The organism is Pedobacter sp. N23S346 (assembly GCF_048515415.1).
Classification (GTDB): Bacteria; Bacteroidota; Bacteroidia; order Sphingobacteriales; family Sphingobacteriaceae; genus Pedobacter.
On record NZ_JBLYEE010000001.1, the window covers coordinates 725552 to 744488 of the forward strand.

Genomic DNA, 18937 nt, shown 5'->3' on the forward strand with positions numbered 1-18937 from the left:
ATTAATTAGATATAATGGCTGATGTAATTAAAATGCCCAAAATGAGCGACACCATGACCGAAGGGGTTTTGGCGAAGTGGCATAAAAAAGTGGGCGATAAAGTGAAAAGCGGCGATGTTTTGGCAGAAGTAGAAACTGACAAAGCAACAATGGACATGGAATCTTACTGGGATGGTACGCTTTTATACATAGGTGTAGAAGAAGGTGCTTCAGTTCCGGTTGATGCTATTATGGCTGTTATCGGTAAAGAAGGCGAGGATTATAAAGCGGCTTTAGAGGCTGAGTCAGGTAGTCAGGAGTCGGCAAGTCCGAAGTCTGATGATACGGCGCCTAAGGCTGAAGATAAAAAAGAAGAAGCTGCCCCTGCTCAGGGTGGTGGTTTAAGCGAAGAAGAATTAGCAGAAAAAGGTGTTACGGTGATCCGCATGCCTTTGTTAAGCGATACGATGACTGAAGGCGTAATTGCTGAATGGCATAAAAAAGTAGGCGATCAGGTTAAGGATGATGATGTTTTAGCTGATGTAGAAACCGATAAGGCAACTATGGAAGTGATGGGCTATGCTACCGGAACTTTATTGCACATTGGTGTAGAAAAAGGTTCTGCTGCTAAAGTAAATGGAATTATTGCTATTGTTGGTCCTGAAGGAACTGATGTTAGCGGTATTTTAGCTGGTGGAGCACAAAGTGCAAAACCTAAAGCTGAAAGCGCAGAAAAAACCGAAGCGCCTGCAGCAGAAAAACAAGCAACAACTGCTGATGCAAGTTCAGCTCCCGTTGCAGAAAGCTCATCTGATAGCCGTGTTAAGGCTTCTCCATTAGCTAAGAAAATTGCTAAGGATAAAGGAATCGATTTATCACAGGTTTCTGGTAGTGCAGAAGGTGGACGTATCATTAAAAAAGATATAGAGAACTTTAAGCCTGCGGCGCAAGCACAAAGCGAAAAGCCGAAAGCTGAAAGCAGCGAGCAACCGAAAGCAGCAGCTGCAGCTCCGGTTATTCCTACTTATGTTGGTGAAGTTAAATTTACAGAGGCACCGGTTTCACAAATGCGTAAAGTGATTGCGAAACGTTTAGCTGAAAGCTTATTTACTGCACCACACTTCTACTTAACGGTAAGTATTGATATGGATAACGCAATGGCTGCCCGTACGGCAATCAATGAAGTTGCTCCTGTTAAAGTTTCTTTCAACGATATTGTAATTAAAGCAGTTGCAGTGGCATTGAAAAAACATCCGGCGGTTAACTCTTCATGGGGTGGTGATAAAATCCGCTTCAATGAGCATACCAATATCGGTGTAGCAATGGCTGTGGAAGATGGTTTATTAGTTCCTGTAGTGCGTTTCGCAGATGGTAAATCTTTATCTCACATTTCTGCAGAGGTGAAAGACTTTGGTGGTAAAGCAAAAGCTAAAAAATTACAGCCTGCAGATTGGGAAGGTTCTACCTTCACCGTATCCAACTTAGGTATGTTTGGTATTGATGAATTTACTTCCATTATCAACTCTCCTGATGGCGCAATTTTATCAGTAGGTGCTATTCAACAAGTTCCTGTAGTTAAAAACGGAGCCGTTGTTCCTGGTAATGTAATGAAGTTAACTTTAGGTTGTGATCACCGTGTGGTTGATGGTGCAACCGGAGCACAGTTCTTACAAACATTAAAAGGTTTATTAGAAGAGCCAATCAGGTTATTAGCGTAATCCAGTTGACAATTCTCAGTTAGCAGTTTTCAGTGCTAACGTCTAAAATAATTAAAGCCATCCCCAAAAGGGATGGCTTTTTTTGGTTATTGATGATTATTTATATATTGCAAGGATTAACCTCCTCAATATCAAATGAAATCACTTAAGACTATTCAGCAGGTACATAAAATGTTTAATACCGCTGGCAGTAGTCCCTTATTGGTTACTTGTAATGATTTTAATGACTGGGTTTGTAAATATGATAAATTTCCAAAGTATCTATTCAATGAATTAATTGCATCAGAATTTGGAAAATTATGGGGAATTAATATTCCGGGAACAGCATTAATAACTGTTGCTGAAGAACATATTCCTTATGAAAAATACCCGAAGCTTCAACCTTACTTTTTTCAGAAAGAATGCTTCGGTTCTTTGTATTTAAAGAATACTAAAGAGCTTGATTTATCATTTATACCTTTATTTAAGGATAAAAATTTCAGAGATAAAATTATAAATAAATCAGACTTTTTAAAAATTGCCTTATTTGATATCTGGTTAGCCAATGAAGACAGGAATTATAACAATAATAATCTATTGTTGCATTACGCAAAAGATAACAGGTTATCGTTTTATGCAATAGATCATGTTGCTATTTTTAATTCTAGCTTTCTTGATTATGGTATACAGTCTTTAACAGAGGACGATAGTATTTTGAATACTGATTTAGCTAAACTCTTATTTGGGCATGATAGGAAATTAGGCGAAATTGTAGATAAGCTGATTGAAAATTTCTACATTTGTATCAAAGATTGTGAAAGTAATTTAGATAACATACTTGCCTTAGTACCAAATTCCTGGGCTATTGATACCGTTATTATTAAAGCTAAAATGGAACAGTATTTGTTCGATAATGCTTGGGGAAAACGGTGTGAAGATAACTTTAGAGCCTTTGTGCATTCTTTAATATTAACCTGAAATGAAAACTTTATTTTCCATATTATATGTTCCAATTAATGCTACTCTTGATGAGAAAGTAAGTATAGGGCTAATTATGTTTAATGGAGAGCAACATTTTTTTAAGTATTCTGTATCAAAATTGCTAGCAATTAAAGGCTTATTAGATAGCGAAAGTAATACAATTTTAAAGACTTATTTAAGAGCCCTAGAGAAGGAGATAAATAAGGATGCTGGGAGTGTTGAAGAGTTATTTATATTAGATAATACTTTGAAAGCTAATTGGGTAAACAGTTCATATATCTCATATCTTTCAAAATATTCAAATAATCTCATACAGTTTTCTGAAGCCAAACCAATAGATATTTCTTTAAATTCAAATAATTATAAAAAGATATTTGAAAAATACATCTTTCCATATGATGAAGCTGTTACAATTGATAACAGTATTAATGTTTATGAGAAAATAAAAACAATACTCTACCCAAATATTAAGGGAAAAGTTAATGTAGATAGAACCATTACCCCAAATGATTTCAAAAATTTAATTGCGCCTGTTGAGGTTAATTTTATAGGTGTTAATGGCGTACCTGTTGCGGGGCAAGCAATAGATTTTGAAAAACAGCATTATAATTTAGAGAATGATGTGACCCGATTTGTTGCTCTAACTAAAGCATTAGAGTTAGATGGACAAAAAGACGGGAAGTATTTCGTTTTAGGCAGAGAGCCAAAAGCAAATCAAAATAATAAAAACCATTTAATGTGGGAACAAATAAGAGATTCTGATTTTTTAGATTTTGTTGATATTGAAGAAATTGGAATTGTAGAAGAATATATTAATAATAAAGGTGTTACTCCCTTTTTTAAATAAAGTAATATTATAATTGTTTTAAAGAATTTTAAAAGGATTTCATGCATAAAAGAACTATATTTTCAGTTATCAAATAGTTATAATATTAAATTTTCGAACTGATTAAAATATTAAAGCCATCTCCAAAAAGGATGGCTTTTTTGCGTTCAATACCATTTCTATAATTGGATGATAATTTTACTATTTTTGAAGAGACCTTAACTAAAAATTAAATGAAGAAAATAACTCTTTTCGCACTTTGTGCTACTGCTTTACTTTCTTGTAAAGAGAAAAATAAAACAGATAGCGTTGGTAATAACCTACAGTTTGCTGCAATGTGCGAGCAATACTATCAGGAAGGTTTGAAGCTTAACCCTATTGGCGCAACCTATATTGGAGATGAGCGCTATAATGATCTTTTGCCGAATGATGGTTCTCAGGCTTTCATTAAAATGAATAGGGATTATAATCAACGCTACCTTGATAGTTTGGGTAAGTATGACCGTGAGGAGTTATCTTCCGAAAATGATAAGCTTTCTTATGATTACCTGAAAGATCAATTGAGTATCAATCTGGAAGGATTAAAATACCATTCAGAATATCTTCCTTTTAACCAGATGTTTGCTTTGCCACTCACCATTGGCCAATTGGGATCTGGTACAGGTGCACAGCCCTTTAAAACAGTGAAAAATTATGAAGACTGGCTGAAACGGGTAACTGCATTTTCAATTTGGGCAGATACGGCAATTGCTAATTTTAAGAAAGGCGCAGCAGCAGGTGTTGTATTGCCGAAGGCGCTTGTTGTTAAAATGATTCCTCAAATGCAGAGCATGGTGGTTTTCAATCCTGAAAAGAGTCTTTTTTACGGTCCGATAAATTCATTGCCTGAAAGTTTTTCAGCTGCTGATAAACAAAAGCTAACCACAGAATATCGCAATGCGATTACCACTGTTATCGTTCCGACCTATAAAAAGTTAGGTGATTTTCTTCAGCATGAATACTTGCCTAAAGCCAGAACAACTTCTGGATATTCGGCAATGCCAGGCGGTTTGGCCTGGTATACTTACCTGGTAAAACAACAAACTACTACCAATAAAACACCTGAAGAGATTTATCAAACCGGATTAAAAGAAGTGGCACGGATTAAAGGGCAAATGGATAGTGTCAAAAATCTGGTTGGTTTTAAGGGTGATTTGAAAGCATTTTTCGAATACATGAAAACGGATAAGAAATTTATGCCTTATCAAACACCAAAAGAAGTTTTAGCTGCTTTTGAAAACATCCATCAACGGATGAAACCGAATTTAAAGAAGATGTTTGATGTGGAACCAAAAACACCGTTTGAGATTCGCCAGACGGAAGCTTTCAGGGCCGCCTCTGCAAGTGCGGAATATAATCAGGGTTCGGCTGATGGCAAGCGCCCGGGGATATTCTATGTGCCAATTCTGGATGCTAAAACATTTAATACGACTTCAGGAATGGAGTCTTTATTTTTACATGAAGCTATTCCGGGTCACCATTACCAGATTTCTTTGACTCAGGAAAATAAGTTGCTTCCAAACTTCCGCCGTTTTGGTGGTCATAATGCTTATGTGGAGGGCTGGGCACTTTATTGCGAGTCTTTAGGGAAGGAACTTGGCTTATATCAGGATCCTTATCAGCACATGGGTGCTTTAGGCGATGAAATGCACAGGGCAATTCGTTTGGTGGTTGATGTAGCCATTCACACCAAAAATATGAGCAGGGAACAAGCCATTAAATACATGACGGATAATGAAGCGATCAGCACGGAAGGTGCTACAGCTGAAATTGAACGGTATATGGGAATTCCTGCGCAAGCCTTAGGTTATAAAACTGGTGCAATGAAAATTCGCGAACTGAGAAGTAAATATGAGAAACAACTTGGTGTGAAGTTTAAGTTGGCAGCCTTCCATACGGCAGTGTTAAAAGATGGTTCTTTCCCGCTTTCGGTATTTGAATCCAAAATGGATGCGTGGGCGGAAAGTCAGAAATAATTTTTTAGAAGGCTGTATCATAAATCAATTGATGCTTGGAAACGTTGAGCTTGTGGAAAACGCCATAAAAGGTAGTTTTTATATATTCTTCGACGGACTCAGGATAATATTTTGGATTTATGATACAGCTTCGTTTCGATTAAAGATGATTAACTTTTCTAATGATAGACTCCGCTATGTTGGCAGCATTAAAATTAACGAGGATACCCAATCTTGAACCAGATAGTTTGAGGTAGTTGATCAGTTGTTTATGATGAACAGGAGTAAGCGCTTCTACTGATTTTATTTCTACAATCACCAAGTTATTAACTAATAGGTCAATTCGATAACCCGCATTGAGTTCCACATCATTAAAAAAAATAGGTAGTTGCAACTGTTGTTTGACTTCTAATCCTTGTTACCTCAAAACATACGATAGCACGTTTTCGTAGGTGGATTCTAGAAGTCCTGGTCCGAAGGCGTTGTAGGTGGTAAAGATTGCACCCCTGATGAGGTAAGATATATCGTTTTCATCCATAGCTAAGTTTGTTTAAATGTTATGGGATGATGAACTAAGATATTAAATAATTGTGAGTTAGAGTAAAGTATTTAATAAAAATCAAACTATCAATATTTCCCGCTGATCTGGCAGATTAGGTCTGGATTATTAATTCTGCGAAAATCACTTTAATCTGCGGGACAAATTAGGCGTTTGATTAGCTATTGATATTTCCCGCTGATTTTCGCTGATCTGGCAGATTAGGTCTGGATTATTAGTTCAGTGGGAATCACTCTAATCTGCGCGGGACAAATTAGGCGTTTTGATTAGCTATTGATATTTCCCGTTGATTTTCGCTGATCTCGCAGATTAGGTCTGGATTATTAGTTCTGCGAAAATCACTTTAATCTGCGGGACAAATAGGCATTTAGATTTGCTATTGGTAATTTCTGCTAATTAGAATAGATTGTTTGTTCTGCTGAAATTATCTTGATCGCCCAGTTATCTCGACTAAATTTAAACCCTTTCCATCTTGCTTTGTTAGTAATTAAACATTACAATCATGGACAAAGAAAAACTAATACAAGAGGCATATCTTGTTGCACATAAAATAGAAGCCAATGGGAACTGCCCCAATAACCCGAATTTACCACTGATGATTTACAAGGGTGCATTTCTGATTCACCCTGATGAGACCGAAGAAGCGATTAAAAAAGTCTTCGCCCAGAACGGATATACAAATGCCTGGGTAGATGGAATTTTTGATTACCAACATTATCACAGCAATACTCACGAAGTGATGGGCGTTTACTGCGGAAAAGCAGAAGTGCAGTTTGGCGGGGAGCATGGCGTTTGTATTGAGCTTGATAAAGGAGATGTAGTGATGATCCCTGCAGGTGTTGCTCACATGAAATTACATGCTAGTGAAGACTTTACAGTTGTTGGTGCTTATCCAAACGGAGCAGAATACAACATAAAATATGGTAAAGCCGATGAACGACCAGAAGCAGATGAAGACATTGCTGAAGTTAAAAACCCGGATAATGACCCTGTTTATGGTAGCAAAGGGCATTTATTTGAATGTTGGTATAACCAAAAATGCTCAAATGTTTAAAACTCTTTCGAATTATACGTCTAAAATTCTTTAATTTTCGGGTTTTAAATCCCTATTTTTTTGCATAAATGAATTTTAGATATATATGTTCAGCATTAGCCCTCTCCATTACATTATTAACTGCTTGTAACAGCAAAAAATCGGAAGAGAAAAAGGCTGCTGATGCAAAAATCCGCGTTAAAGAAGACGACAAAGCGGATAGTGCTTTGATTGCATATAATCCGGCAAAGGGCGATAAATGGATTGCCGATTTTGTTCAAAACCTCCATAAAAAGTATGGTTTTAACGGAAATATGCTCGTGGCTAAAGATGGAAAAATTCTATATGAAAAAGCAATTGGCTGGGCAGATTATTTACATCGCGATAGCTTAAAAATAAATTCGGAGTTCGAACTCGCGTCCATTACTAAAACATTTACCGGAACGGCGATCATGCAATTGGTTGAAGCGGGTAAGTTATCACTAAATGATAATGTAAAGAAGTTCTTTCCTAATTTCCCATACGATGGCATTACGGTGAAGTTGCTTTTAAGCCATCGCAGTGGGATGATGAATTATGTTTATTTCATCGATGACATCTGGAGGAAAGAAAAACGCTCTATGAAAAAAGGGGTGACTAACCAGGAAGTAATGAATGTGATTGCTGAGCGAAAACCTAATCCTTATACAAAACCGGATAATCGGTTCCACTATAACAACTCCAATTTCATGGTATTGGGTGCGATAATCGAAAAAGTAACTGGTCAACGCTATTCGCAATACATGATGGAGCATGTTTTCAGACCTGCGGGAATGAAACACACACATGTTTACAGCACTACTGAATATGAAAAAGTGCCGGTAGATGTAGTTGGACATGATCGTACCTGGAAATATTCTGTAGCGCAGAATTTCCTGGATGGACCAGTAGGTGATAAAGGAATTTATAGCACTTTACACGATTTGGTATTGTACGATAAATACTTAAAGAACGGCCGTTTGTTAACAAAGAAAAGTAGCGATTCATCTTATGTTGGTCGGAATAAACCAGTAAATGGCCACTTCAATTATGGTTATGGCTGGCGGATGTTCGATGGAGAAAAAATGGATAAGGTAGTTTACCACACTGGTTGGTGGCATGGTTTCCGACATATCTATGTTCGCGATCTGGATAAAAACATTATTGTTATATTTTTAGGAAATTTAACCAATGGTAGCTTAATGCATCTTGATGAATTGTATCAGCACTTAAAAATGCCGATTATTCGCAAAGGCGCTTACCACGGCAATGGCAGTTTACCTGGTTCTGATGAAGATTAATTATGGCCAAAACAAAATGGATTATTGAAACCAATACCCTCACTATTTATCCAAAACGTAGTTTAAGGATTTTAGGATTGATCTTTTTTATTCTTGTAGCGGTATTTATTTACTTTTTAGCTACCGAGATGAGTGGCTATTCCATAGCAACATCAATAACTTATTATGGATTGTTATTAATGATTCCGTTACTGTTGGTATTAATGGCCGAATCTAAATTAATCTTTAACGGTACGGACAGAAAATTGTACAAGAAGATTGGTTTTTTACCTATTGGATCTATTCCATTTGATGATATTGCAGCAATTGAACCTTACGAAACGCTGGGAAGTAGTTTTAGTTATTCATTGTTTAAAAAGAGTAACCGGCATGGAAAAGGTTTAGCGGTATCTGCTGGATACAGCAAAGCGACAGACGCTAATTTAATTCAATACCAAAATGAGGTATTACCCAAAATTGATGAACTCGTTTTTGCCAACGCACCCATCATTTCAAAACAAGCCATTTTTGACTTTGAATTTTTTAAAGAAGAAGGTGGGGTTTACACTTTACGCCAGAATAAAATTGGGGGCTTAATTCTTGGTATTATCATGATTGGTATTACTGTAGCCATTTGGCTTAATCCGGATTTTATGATGGAGGAAGCTGCTTTTAAAAGAATTCTTGTCACTTATTTTCCACTAATTATTGGTTTGGTTTTTATATATGCTTTCTTTTCCAGCATCAAATTTGATAAAAACCAGGGTAAGTTAATTCATTCCACATTCGGTGGAAGAAAAGTAACGGAATATACTTTCGATGATCTTGTTCGCTTTCAAATTGTGAGGAAAACAACGAATTTGATTTACTCTGGAACAGATGTGAATGCAGAAATCTACCTGCCAAATAAAAATAAAATGAAAACCCTGGCCATGAGGAGTTTCATCGGGACGAAGAAAATTGATCGTTTCCTCGATGAAGCCAATACCATTCTCGGCCGAATTTAAGCCTGAGCTGGATTATAGTATATTTTGATCTATTCATTATAAAATCAGTTTCATAAAAGGGACATTTGAAAACCAATTCAGCCCAATTTCGTTTACTATAAAACAATAAAATTATGTTCGATCAATTATTCGCAGCACAGCAAAAAGCTGAAGAGATTAAAAAACGTTTAGATACGGTTTCTGTATTTGGAGAAGTTGAAAATGGTGCAATCAAGATTACCGCAACTGCAAATAAGGCAATTACAGGTGTGGCCATTGATGAAGAATTTTTAAAAAATGCAGATAGAGAAGAACTTGAGGAATTGCTTTTAACTGCAATTAATAAAGCCCTTGCTAATGCAGAAGAAGTAAGTTCTACAGAAATGCAGGCATCAGCTAAAGATATGCTTGGCGGTTTAGGTGGGATGTTTGGACAATAAAAAAAGTTTGTAGTCTTAAACTTAATAATTAATATCTATTAATATTTTATGAAATATACTTATTATGGTCAATCTTGCTTTTTGATCGAAGCAGATGGCAAAAAATTTCTTTTTGATCCATTTATTAAATCAAATCCACTGGCGAAAGATGTGGATACGACTAAAATAGAAGCAGATTATATTTTAGTAAGTCACGGGCATGGAGACCATGTAGCTGATTTAGTAGAATTAGCAAAACAAACCGATGCGCAAGTAATTGCCACGGTGGAGGTTGCCGGATGGATCAAAAAGCAAGGTATTGAAAAGGTTATTGACGTTAACTTCGGAACACAAACTTTGCCATTTGGTAAACTGCGTACGGTATGGGCAGTTCACAGTAGTTCTAACCCTGATGGAAGTTATGGTGGTAACCCTGCAGGTTTTGTACTGGAACTGGAAGGAAAACAAATTTATTTTGCAGGTGATACCGCGTTAACTTTAGAAATGAAGTTATTGGCAGACTTATATCATTTAGATTATGCTATTTTACCAATAGGAGGTCATTATACCATGGGGGTAGATGATGCCGTTATTGCTTCAAAATTTATTAATTGCGATCAGGTGATTGGTGTGCATTATGATACTTTCCCTCCGATTAGTATTGATAAGGAAGAAGCTGTGGCCAAATTTAAACGGGAGAATAAAACTTTATTGCTTCCAGAAATCGGTGAAACCATTTCACTGTAAATGAAAAAAGGGTTCTAACTTTCGTTGGAACCCTTTTCAATTATAAACTTTGAACTAATTCTTTTTTGGAGTGGGTTTATTTGCTTTATAGCGCATATCAGCCGTTCCATCTTTTTTTGTAGGACCAACAACCTTAGTTACTGTTTTAGTTTTATTCTCTGTAAAACGCTTGTCAGGAGTACCATCAGCTTTCAGTTTTGTTGCTGTTGCAGTAGTTTTCGTTTCAACTTTTTTAGTTTCTTGTTTTGCGGTTGCCTTTGCAGGAGCAGTTGTAGTTTTTACTTCTTTTTTTACAACGGTTTTAGCTTTAGCTGGAGTTGTTGCAGGTGTTTGAGCAAATGCTGTTGTTAATCCAAATGCTGCGATTGCGATTAAACTTAATAATTTTTTCATGTCTTTAATATTTGATTTTTAATTGTGATGAAACTTCTTTATTATATGCCAAGGTTTCATGCTTTTTAACTTTTGTTTTATTCGTTATTTGTTGATATAAAATTGGTTAATCGGAATGAAGTTTTAATGAAGTTAAGAAATTATTTTTTTAATGTGCAGCCAGCCAATTATCTCCTTCGCCAATTTCTACAACAATTGGAACGGTTAACTTTATTGCATTGGCCATTTTATCCTGAATAATAGATTTCATCACTTCTTTTTCAGATCTAACCACATCAAAAACAAGCTCATCATGCACCTGCATAGTCATGGTAGATTGTAAATTCTGTGCTTTCATTTCTTTGTGAATATTGATCATCGCAATTTTGATCATATCAGCAGCCGAACCTTGAATTGGGGCATTGATTGCATTTCGTTCTGCAAAACCACGTACAGTTTGATTGGCGGAGTTGATGTCCCGTAGATAGCGCCTTCTGCCCATGATCGTTTCTACGAAACCATTTTCTCTGGCAAAGTTCATGGTATCACTCATGTAACGCTTAATTCCTGGATACTGGGTGAAATATTGCTCAATAATCTCGGCAGCCTCTTTACGCGGAATACCGAGGTTTTGCGATAAGCCAAAAGCCGACTGACCATAAATAATACCGAAGTTTACTGCTTTTGCATTTCTTCTTTGCGTGCTATCCACTTCCTCAATCGTTATTCCGTATACCTTTGCCGCAGTTGCAGTATGGATATCGATGCCTTTATTAAAAGCATCTAACATGTTTTCTTCTTTACTAATTTCGGCGATAATCCTCAACTCAATCTGTGAATAATCTGCAGATAATAGGATATGGTTTTCATCTCTGGCAATGAAAGCCTTACGCACTTCTCGTCCTCTTTCTGTTCGAATAGGAATGTTTTGCAGGTTTGGGTTGTTAGAACTCAATCTACCTGTTGCCGCAACAGCCTGGTTATACGAGGTATGAACCCGACCCGTTTTTGGATTTACCATTAAAGGTAGTGCATCAACATAGGTAGATTTTAGTTTTTGCAACTGTCTGAAATCCAAAATGTCCTTTACGATATCGCTTTTGCTCGCAAGTGCAGTTAAAACATCTTCGCCGGTTTGATATTGTCCGGTTTTTGTTTTCTTTGCTTTAGGGTCAAGCTGAAGCTTATCAAATAAAACCTCACCCAATTGTTTCGGAGAAGCTAAATTGAAAGTCAATCCAGCTTTATCATAAACACTTTGTTCTGCTTTTCTGATTTCAATTTCCAACTCTGCAGAATAAGTTTTCAGCGTGTCCATATCAATGCGAACACCTTCCTTTTCGATGTCGGCTAAAACATAAACCAATGGATTTTCAATCTCCTCTGCAAGTTTAGCGGCGTTTAGTTCTACAAGTTTAGGTTCGAAAATGTGTGCCAGTTGTAAAGTTACATCGGCATCTTCTGCGGCATAATCCACTACATCTTCTACCGGAACATCACGCATAGTGCCTTGATTTTTTCCTTTTGGTCCGATGAGTTTGGTAATAGAGATCGGAGAGTAGTTCAAGTAGTTTTCTGACAATACATCCATGCCATGGCGTGTATCTGGATCGATCAGGTAATGCGCCAACATGGTGTCGAAAATTTTTCCTTTAACCTGTACGCCGTACCATTTCAAAACTAAAATATCGTATTTGGTGTTTTGACCAATTTTCTCAATTTCAGGGTTTTCTAAAATTACACGAAACTCATCAACAATGGCCTGTGCTTCTTCTCTAATCGCTGAGACCGGAATATAGTATCCAGTTCCAGGTTTAACAGAGAATGATAAGCCAACCAAATCAGCAGTATTGGCATCGGTTCCTGTTGTTTCGGTATCGAAAGAAATCCTCGGTTCAGCTAATAAGCTTTTTATCAGGTCTGCACGTTTTTCAGCAGTGTCAACCAGTTGATAATCGTGCTCTGTATTTTCTATTGTTTTAGCAGGTATTTTTTCCGCTGGTTCCTCTTCAATGGTATTGGTGTATTGAATGGATTCTCCGGTTTGATTGCCAAACAGATCAGTCTGGGTGCCTTCTCCAAATCTGGCTGTGGTAACGGAAAATTCGTCGCCAAAAACGCGGCGACCTAACGTTCTGAACTCTAACTCTGTAAAAAGTGGCTCTAATAAATCGCGACTCGGGTCGCAGAGTTCGAGGCTTGCTTCATCTAATTCTACGGGAACATCTAGGATAATGGTGGCGAGTTTCTTCGAAATTAATCCCTGTTCGGCAAAGTTTTCTACGTTTTCGCGTTGTTTGCCCTTAAGCTCATGAGCATGGGCAATGATGTTTTCCATCGATCCGTAGGTTTTGATAAGTGCTTTCGCCGTTTTCTCACCAATCCCCGGAATCCCCGGGATGTTATCAACTGCATCTCCCCATAAACCTAAAATATCGATTACCTGAAGTACATTTTCAATTTCCCATTTGGCTAAAACTTCTTTAACACCGAGAATTTCCATACCATTACCCATGCGGGCAGGTTTGTAAATGAAAATATTTTCAGATACCAATTGGGCAAAATCCTTGTCTGGGGTCATACAGAAAACCTGAAAACCCTTTTGCTCTGCTTTTTTTGCGAGCGTACCAATAATGTCATCAGCTTCGTAACCATCCGAAGTAATCACAGGGATGTTGAAGCCTGTAATTAATTTAATGACATAAGGCATTGCTGCGGCTAAATCTTCAGGCATTGCCTGGCGATGTGCTTTATATGCTTCGAAGGAGGTATGTCTTTCAGTAGGAGCTTCCGTATCGAAAACTACTGCAATATGGGTAGGTCTTTCTTTTTTTAATACGTCAAGCAAAGTATTGGTAAAGCCCATCACTGCCGATGTATTTATGCCTGATGATGTAAAACGGGGGTTTTTACTTAGCGCAAAATGTGCCCGGTACATTAGCGCCATTCCGTCTAAAAGAAAGAGTTTTTTATTATTCATGTGATTTCACCGATTTAATGATTAGACCGATATGAAGGTTTAATCCGTTGATAAAAGTAACCAAAGTTAATCATATCAGTAAAATGCTTTTTCAACAAAAAATAAATCATCCAAATACTAATAGTGGGAACATCAAAATCAGCTTAAAATAGCAAGATTTAATAATTTGTTCCGTTATTTGTATTAAGCACATTGATTATGAAATTCTTCTTGTCTATATTTTTCCTGTCTTTTACATTAAGCCCAATCTTTGCCCAAGATTTCATTGTTAAAAACAACGATGATGTGATTCGCGGAACCATAAAAGGAACCGATTATTTTTCTGTTTTCATCAGCGCAAATGATCAACAAGAGGTGATTCTCCCTGCAAAGGATGTTAAAAACTTCTTCTGGAATGGCGATGCTTTTCTAAGTAAGGGTTTTGCGAATGGTAAAAATTTTGAATACCGCTTTGTGAAGGTAATTGAGTTGGGAACGGTAAATATATATTCTTTTGGTGGTGGTACTTTAGTGCCTGCGGTAAAAGAGAAGAAGGTGAGGTTTCGTCCGTCTGTAGGGATTGGAGCCGGAACAGGCGGTTTTGGTGGAATGGGTGTGGGCGGCGGAATCAGCATTGGAGGTGGAAGAAGTGGAGCACCTGTGCGTTCAGGAGCGGCGGCGATTCGTTATTTCATCGAAAAGCCGGGAACAGGTCCGATTCAAGAGGTGCCGATGAAAGCCATTACTGATGAAGACAAAAAGGCCAGTGTAAAAGCGGTGCTATTACAGAAGTTAGGCGATCAACCAGAATTGAAATCGAAGATTGAGACTGCTACGGATTTGAATAGCAGAGATGTAGTGGGCTGGGTGCAGGAGTACAACGCGATAAAATAGCCAGGATTTTATGGATTTCAGGATTTTGAGATCAACCTGTATAATGGATAGCTCAATAATGATAAGAAGTAGGTGTCTGGAGATTAATAAATAAGCGAATTAGTGTCTTGCGAGGATTGATTTGTATAAAATAGGTTCTTTACCTCGCACAGCAATCTAATAGGTGATCGTTTACCATGCCGGTGGCCTGCATAAATGCATAACAGATGGTGGTGCCGAAAAACTTAAAGCCACGCTTTTTCATGTCTTTACTAATAGCATCGGATATTTCTGTGCGAGCGGGAACATCGCTCATGGAAACTATTTTATTCTGAAGAGGTTCTTTGCCTGGCATAAAATGCCACATGTAATTAGAAAAACTTCCAAATTCTTTCTGTATTTCGATAAATAATTTAGCATTAATGATTGCGCTATTAACCTTCAACTTATTTCGGATAATACCTGCATCATTCATTAATCTTTCTACATCTTGATCATCAAAAGCAGCTACTTTCTTAACCTCAAAATTGGCAAAGGCTTTGCGATAATTTTCTCTCCTGCGAAGAATGGTAATCCAGCTTAAACCCGCCTGAGCACCTTCTAATATCAAAAATTCAAAAAGGATTTTATCATCATAAACAGGTTTCCCCCATTCTTCGTCGTGGTATTTCTGGTATAATGGATCAGAACCTGCCCAAGAGCAACGAATTAGAGAGTTTGGAGTTATTAGTTCGGAGTTTGAAGCCTGCATGGTAACAAGTTTGGAGTTTAGATTTGTGAGTTTGGAGTCTGCAGGGCGTAGAAAGAAATTGGAAAGTCTAGTATCAAATATCCGTTCAATTTATTTCGTGCGGTAATAGTTTTAAGAATTTGTTGTTACAATATTGAATCAATGAAACGTGATTACGGCGTGTTTTTAACTAGAAATCGTTCAGGATTGTTCATCATATAAACTAATAATTTCGCTACTTCTTCTGCCTGATTATTTAATTTTTCAAACTCATCATTACTAATATAACCACAAGCAAAAGCAAATTCCAGCCAGGTTTGGGTTTCGCCATTCTCAGTGTCAGCATCGGATAATTTGCTGATAAAGTGATTAGGATACCTTCGCTTTCGGTATGCCTCCGCCAGGTTTGCACAAACACTTCTGGAACACCGCCGAATTTGATCGGTAAGGCTATAGCGTTCATCTGACGGAAACTTTTTAGATAGTACGAAAATATTCATTGCCAATGAGAAACCTTTCTGATAAGCAAGTAAGTCTTTGATTGTTCCCATCGATAAATATACTTACAATATATGAATTAGAATGGTGGATAAAAACTCCTAACATTTATTGCCTGCAAAAGATTTTCTAATAATTAAGTACGTCTTAATATTATAGCGCAATATACATGCCGCCCAAAACTCTCAACTCTATACTCCCATCTCAAAACTAATTTCCCGAAAGCTCATCCCAATACTCTACCGCTCTTCTGTAATGCGGAATCACGATGCTTCCACCAACGAGGTTGGCAATCATGAAAATCTCATTCATTTCATCGGTATTTACGCCAGCATCATAACATTTTCCTAAATGATATTTAATGCAATCATCGCAACGTAAAACCATAGAAGCCACCAAGCCCAGCATTTCCTTTGTTTTCACGTCTAAAGCGCCATCGGCATAAGAAGTGGTATCCAAAGCAAAAAAACGCTTGATATTTGTATTTGCTGTTTCCATAATTCTATCGTTCATTTTTTCACGATAGCCGTTAAATTCTTCTACTAATTTTCCCATGTTTTAAAATCTAAATCTTTTTTAATAGAGGATTGTTTACTAATTAAATGATTGAATATGAAAATTATTTCCCCTAAGTTTCATGCAGTATTAGATTATATTTTAGTGATGTTATTGCTCATCTCGCCAGATCTTTTCGGATTATCATCATCTGCATCAACCTTGGCTTATATACTGGGTATCGGTTATTTTCTCTTAACCATCTGTACCAAATTCAGTGGAGGCATTTTTAAATTAATTGACCTTAAGCTTCATGGTTTTATCGAATTGATAGCAAGTATTGGTTTGATTATTTTAGCGTTCACGATATTTAAAGGCAATATCATTGACGAAATGTTTTATGCCTGTTTTGGCTTATTACTGCTTATTATCTTTACGTTGACTGATTATAAAAGAAGCCTGCCTGTTATTCTGTAATTTCTTCCAGCGGATTCCAAAAGACTTTTTTGAAATTTAAGACCTTATCATCTTTTACCTGTACGCCCTCTCTGGCTAATAATTCTTCCATCATTTCTGGCGTTTCAAAATGAAATTTCCCTGTCAGCAAACCGCTGCTGTTAACCACACGGTGTGCCGGCACTATCGGGTGTGCGGTGCCTGCGTAGCGCATGGCATGACCAACCATTCTGGACGATTTTGCTGCGCCCAAACTTTTAGCGATGGCGCCATAAGAAGTAACCCTTCCCTTAGGGATGAGTCGCACAATCTCATAAACCTGTTCGTAAAAGTTGGTGTTCATTATTCAAATGAAAATTGGATGTAATTAATGTTTTTATCGTGAAGCAAATACTTTTTTTCATAATAAGTTTTGATCGATAGCACTTCGTCAGCAAATTCTGAGCTATATAAATGATCAGTATTTTTATGAATAATTAAGTTTAGCTCGGCTGTTTTTTCAACGGTATAAGCATAAAGCTGATCGTTATCTGTTTTCAGGTTTACGCAGCCGCCTGGTTTCAAAACGATTTTATATCGGTTTAAAAATGCAGGAAATGTTAAACGTTTTTTCTCGCGACTATCCTGCGGTTGAGGATCAGGAAAGGTGATCCAGATCTCATCAATTTCGCCTTCAGCAAAATAATCTAATAGATTTTCGATTTGAATTCTCAAAAATGCAACATTATCAATACCATCTTCAATAGCCGTTTTGGCACCACGCCAAATGCGGTTTCCTTTGTAATCGATGCCAATGAAATTTTTATCAGGAAATAATCTAGCCAGATTTACCGAATATTCGCCTTTTCCACAAGCCAGTTCCAGTACAACAGGATTGGAATTTTTGAAGTGATTGGCTGCCCAATTTCCCTTTAATACTTGTCCTTCTTCTAATTGATATACGTTTGCAAAGGTTTCGATCTCTGCAAAACGCCTAAGTTTATCTTTACCCAAAAGTTTAATTTTTATGCAAAAATACAATTAAATCAATATCGAAGTTCTTTTGACAGAAAGATTAATGCCAATCTTATCTAGGAATTGTATTTTTGTAATCTATAAAAATAACTGTGGAAAAGAACGCAAAAATATATGTGGCCGGGCATCGTGGCATGGTTGGATCTGCCATTTACCGGAAACTGGTTAAAGAGGGGTATGCCAACATCATCACCAGAACATCTTCTGAGCTGGATCTTCGGAACCAACAAGCTGTGACTGATTTTTTCGCAGCAGAGAAACCAGATTACGTTTTTCTGGCTGCGGCAAAAGTTGGAGGCATCGTAGCAAACAATACTTATCGGGCAGATTTTCTTTATGAAAACTTAGCGATTCAAAATAATGTAATCCATAACGCTTACCTGAATGAAGTTAAAAAACTGATGTTTTTGGGTTCAAGCTGTATTTACCCTAAGTTGGCTCCGCAACCTTTAAAGGAGGATTATTTATTAACCGGAACGTTAGAAGAAACAAACGAGCCTTATGCCATTGCGAAAATTGCAGGTATAAAAATGTGTGATGCCTATCGCGATCAATATGGCGCCAATTTTATATCGGTAATGCCAACCAATTTATATGGTTACAATGATAATTATCACCCACAGAATTCGCATGTGTTGCCTGCACTGATTCGTAAAATTCATGAAGCAAAAATTAACAATGTAAAAGAGATTGTAGTTTGGGGATCAGGATCGCCGATGCGTGAGTTTTTATTTGCTGATGATTTGGCTGATGCCTGTTATTTCTTAATGGAGAATTATAACGAACGGCATCTGATTAATATTGGTACGGGTCATGATTTAACGATTAAAGATTTAGCACTTTTAATCAAAGATGTTTTAGATTATGAAGGTGAGCTGGTATTTGACACTACAAAACCAGATGGAACGCCAAGAAAGTTAATGGATGTAACTAAGCTCCATAATTTAGGCTGGAAGCATCAGGTTGAACTTCGCGAAGGAATCGCATTGGCATACCAGGATTTTGAAAGCAGGTATTAATT

Annotated in this window: 19 protein-coding genes and 1 pseudogene; 12 read left to right on the top strand and 8 right to left on the bottom strand. The window is 37.1% G+C overall.

Annotation, left to right across the window (positions count from 1 at the left end):
- The first annotated feature begins 14 nt into the window (after window positions 1–14).
- The 4 genes from ACN1CD_RS03120 to ACN1CD_RS03135 all read left to right on the top strand — a co-directional run bounded on the left by ACN1CD_RS03120 (window position 15) and on the right by ACN1CD_RS03135 (window position 5498).
- A complete protein-coding gene (locus ACN1CD_RS03120; protein WP_419128786.1) occupies window positions 15–1697 on the top strand; it encodes a 2-oxo acid dehydrogenase subunit E2 in 1683 nt (560 codons plus the stop codon).
- 135 nt (window positions 1698–1832) lie between these two features.
- On the top strand, window positions 1833–2654 hold the full coding sequence (locus tag ACN1CD_RS03125) for a HipA family kinase (RefSeq protein WP_419128787.1): 822 nt from the start codon (window positions 1833–1835) through the stop codon (window positions 2652–2654).
- Between the two features lies 1 nt (window position 2655).
- The gene (locus ACN1CD_RS03130) at window positions 2656–3504 is read left to right on the top strand and encodes a hypothetical protein (RefSeq protein WP_419128788.1); all 849 of its coding nucleotides are present in this window, start codon (window positions 2656–2658) and stop codon (window positions 3502–3504) included.
- A gap of 212 nt (window positions 3505–3716) precedes the next feature.
- Window positions 3717–5498: a DUF885 domain-containing protein gene (locus ACN1CD_RS03135; RefSeq protein WP_419128789.1), complete on the top strand. Its 1782-nt coding sequence runs from the start codon at window positions 3717–3719 to the stop codon at window positions 5496–5498.
- Between the two features lie 139 nt (window positions 5499–5637).
- Here ACN1CD_RS03135 and ACN1CD_RS03140 read toward each other — a convergent pair.
- A pseudogene (locus tag ACN1CD_RS03140) lies at window positions 5638–6015 on the bottom strand (GxxExxY protein).
- Window positions 6016–6538: 523 nt separating this feature from the next.
- Here ACN1CD_RS03140 and ACN1CD_RS03145 point away from each other — a divergent pair.
- From ACN1CD_RS03145 to ACN1CD_RS03165, 5 genes are all read left to right on the top strand, one after another.
- Entirely contained in the window at window positions 6539–7090 is a 552-nt protein-coding gene (locus tag ACN1CD_RS03145) for a cupin domain-containing protein (RefSeq protein ID WP_419128790.1), read from the top strand.
- A gap of 68 nt (window positions 7091–7158) precedes the next feature.
- A complete protein-coding gene (locus ACN1CD_RS03150; RefSeq protein WP_419128791.1) occupies window positions 7159–8388 on the top strand; it encodes a serine hydrolase domain-containing protein in 1230 nt (409 codons plus the stop codon).
- Window positions 8389–8390: 2 nt separating this feature from the next.
- Entirely contained in the window at window positions 8391–9374 is a 984-nt protein-coding gene (locus tag ACN1CD_RS03155) for a hypothetical protein (protein WP_419128792.1), read from the top strand.
- Window positions 9375–9487: 113 nt separating this feature from the next.
- Complete coding sequence (locus tag ACN1CD_RS03160; protein WP_419128793.1) at window positions 9488–9793, top strand: YbaB/EbfC family nucleoid-associated protein; 306 nt, start codon at window positions 9488–9490, stop codon at window positions 9791–9793.
- A 48-nt stretch (window positions 9794–9841) separates the two neighbouring features.
- Window positions 9842–10519, top strand: a complete 678-nt coding sequence (locus tag ACN1CD_RS03165; protein WP_419128794.1) for a metal-dependent hydrolase — start codon at window positions 9842–9844, stop codon at window positions 10517–10519.
- Between the two features lie 54 nt (window positions 10520–10573).
- Here ACN1CD_RS03165 and ACN1CD_RS03170 read toward each other — a convergent pair whose 3' ends face one another.
- Together ACN1CD_RS03170 and polA are read right to left on the bottom strand one after the other, a co-directional pair.
- On the bottom strand, window positions 10574–10912 hold the full coding sequence (locus ACN1CD_RS03170; protein WP_419128795.1) for a hypothetical protein: 339 nt from the start codon (window positions 10910–10912) through the stop codon (window positions 10574–10576).
- A gap of 148 nt (window positions 10913–11060) precedes the next feature.
- Window positions 11061–13871: a DNA polymerase I gene (gene polA, locus ACN1CD_RS03175; RefSeq protein WP_419128796.1), complete on the bottom strand. Its 2811-nt coding sequence runs from the start codon at window positions 13869–13871 to the stop codon at window positions 11061–11063.
- A 198-nt stretch (window positions 13872–14069) separates the two neighbouring features.
- On the opposite strand from polA, the gene ACN1CD_RS03180 reads away from it, so the two are divergent.
- The gene (locus ACN1CD_RS03180; protein ID WP_419128797.1) at window positions 14070–14744 is read left to right on the top strand and encodes a hypothetical protein; all 675 of its coding nucleotides are present in this window, start codon (window positions 14070–14072) and stop codon (window positions 14742–14744) included.
- A 139-nt stretch (window positions 14745–14883) separates the two neighbouring features.
- On the opposite strand, the gene ACN1CD_RS03185 is transcribed toward ACN1CD_RS03180, so the two are convergent.
- The 3 genes from ACN1CD_RS03185 to ACN1CD_RS03195 all read right to left on the bottom strand — a co-directional run bounded on the left by ACN1CD_RS03185 (window position 14884) and on the right by ACN1CD_RS03195 (window position 16506).
- Window positions 14884–15474: a DNA-3-methyladenine glycosylase I gene (locus ACN1CD_RS03185; RefSeq protein ID WP_419128798.1), complete on the bottom strand. Its 591-nt coding sequence runs from the start codon at window positions 15472–15474 to the stop codon at window positions 14884–14886.
- A 152-nt stretch (window positions 15475–15626) separates the two neighbouring features.
- Entirely contained in the window at window positions 15627–16004 is a 378-nt protein-coding gene (locus ACN1CD_RS03190) for a four helix bundle protein (protein WP_419128799.1), read from the bottom strand.
- Window positions 16005–16161: 157 nt separating this feature from the next.
- Window positions 16162–16506, bottom strand: a complete 345-nt coding sequence (locus tag ACN1CD_RS03195) for a carboxymuconolactone decarboxylase family protein (RefSeq protein WP_419128800.1) — start codon at window positions 16504–16506, stop codon at window positions 16162–16164.
- 57 nt (window positions 16507–16563) lie between these two features.
- On the opposite strand from ACN1CD_RS03195, the gene ACN1CD_RS03200 reads away from it, so the two are divergent.
- On the top strand, window positions 16564–16923 hold the full coding sequence (locus tag ACN1CD_RS03200; protein WP_419128801.1) for a hypothetical protein: 360 nt from the start codon (window positions 16564–16566) through the stop codon (window positions 16921–16923).
- Here ACN1CD_RS03200 and ACN1CD_RS03205 read toward each other — a convergent pair.
- Both ACN1CD_RS03205 and trmB read right to left on the bottom strand, forming a co-directional pair.
- Window positions 16913–17245: an MGMT family protein gene (locus ACN1CD_RS03205; RefSeq protein ID WP_419128802.1), complete on the bottom strand. Its 333-nt coding sequence runs from the start codon at window positions 17243–17245 to the stop codon at window positions 16913–16915. The genes ACN1CD_RS03200 and ACN1CD_RS03205 overlap by 11 nt on opposite strands.
- Entirely contained in the window at window positions 17245–17895 is a 651-nt protein-coding gene (gene trmB / locus ACN1CD_RS03210; RefSeq protein WP_419128803.1) for a tRNA (guanosine(46)-N7)-methyltransferase TrmB, read from the bottom strand. The genes ACN1CD_RS03205 and trmB overlap by 1 nt, the downstream gene beginning before the upstream one ends.
- Before the next feature lie 113 nt (window positions 17896–18008).
- Between trmB and fcl the strand changes: the two genes are divergently transcribed.
- Complete coding sequence (fcl, locus tag ACN1CD_RS03215) at window positions 18009–18935, top strand: GDP-L-fucose synthase (RefSeq protein WP_419128804.1); 927 nt, start codon at window positions 18009–18011, stop codon at window positions 18933–18935.
- The last annotated feature ends 2 nt before the right edge of the window (window positions 18936–18937 follow it).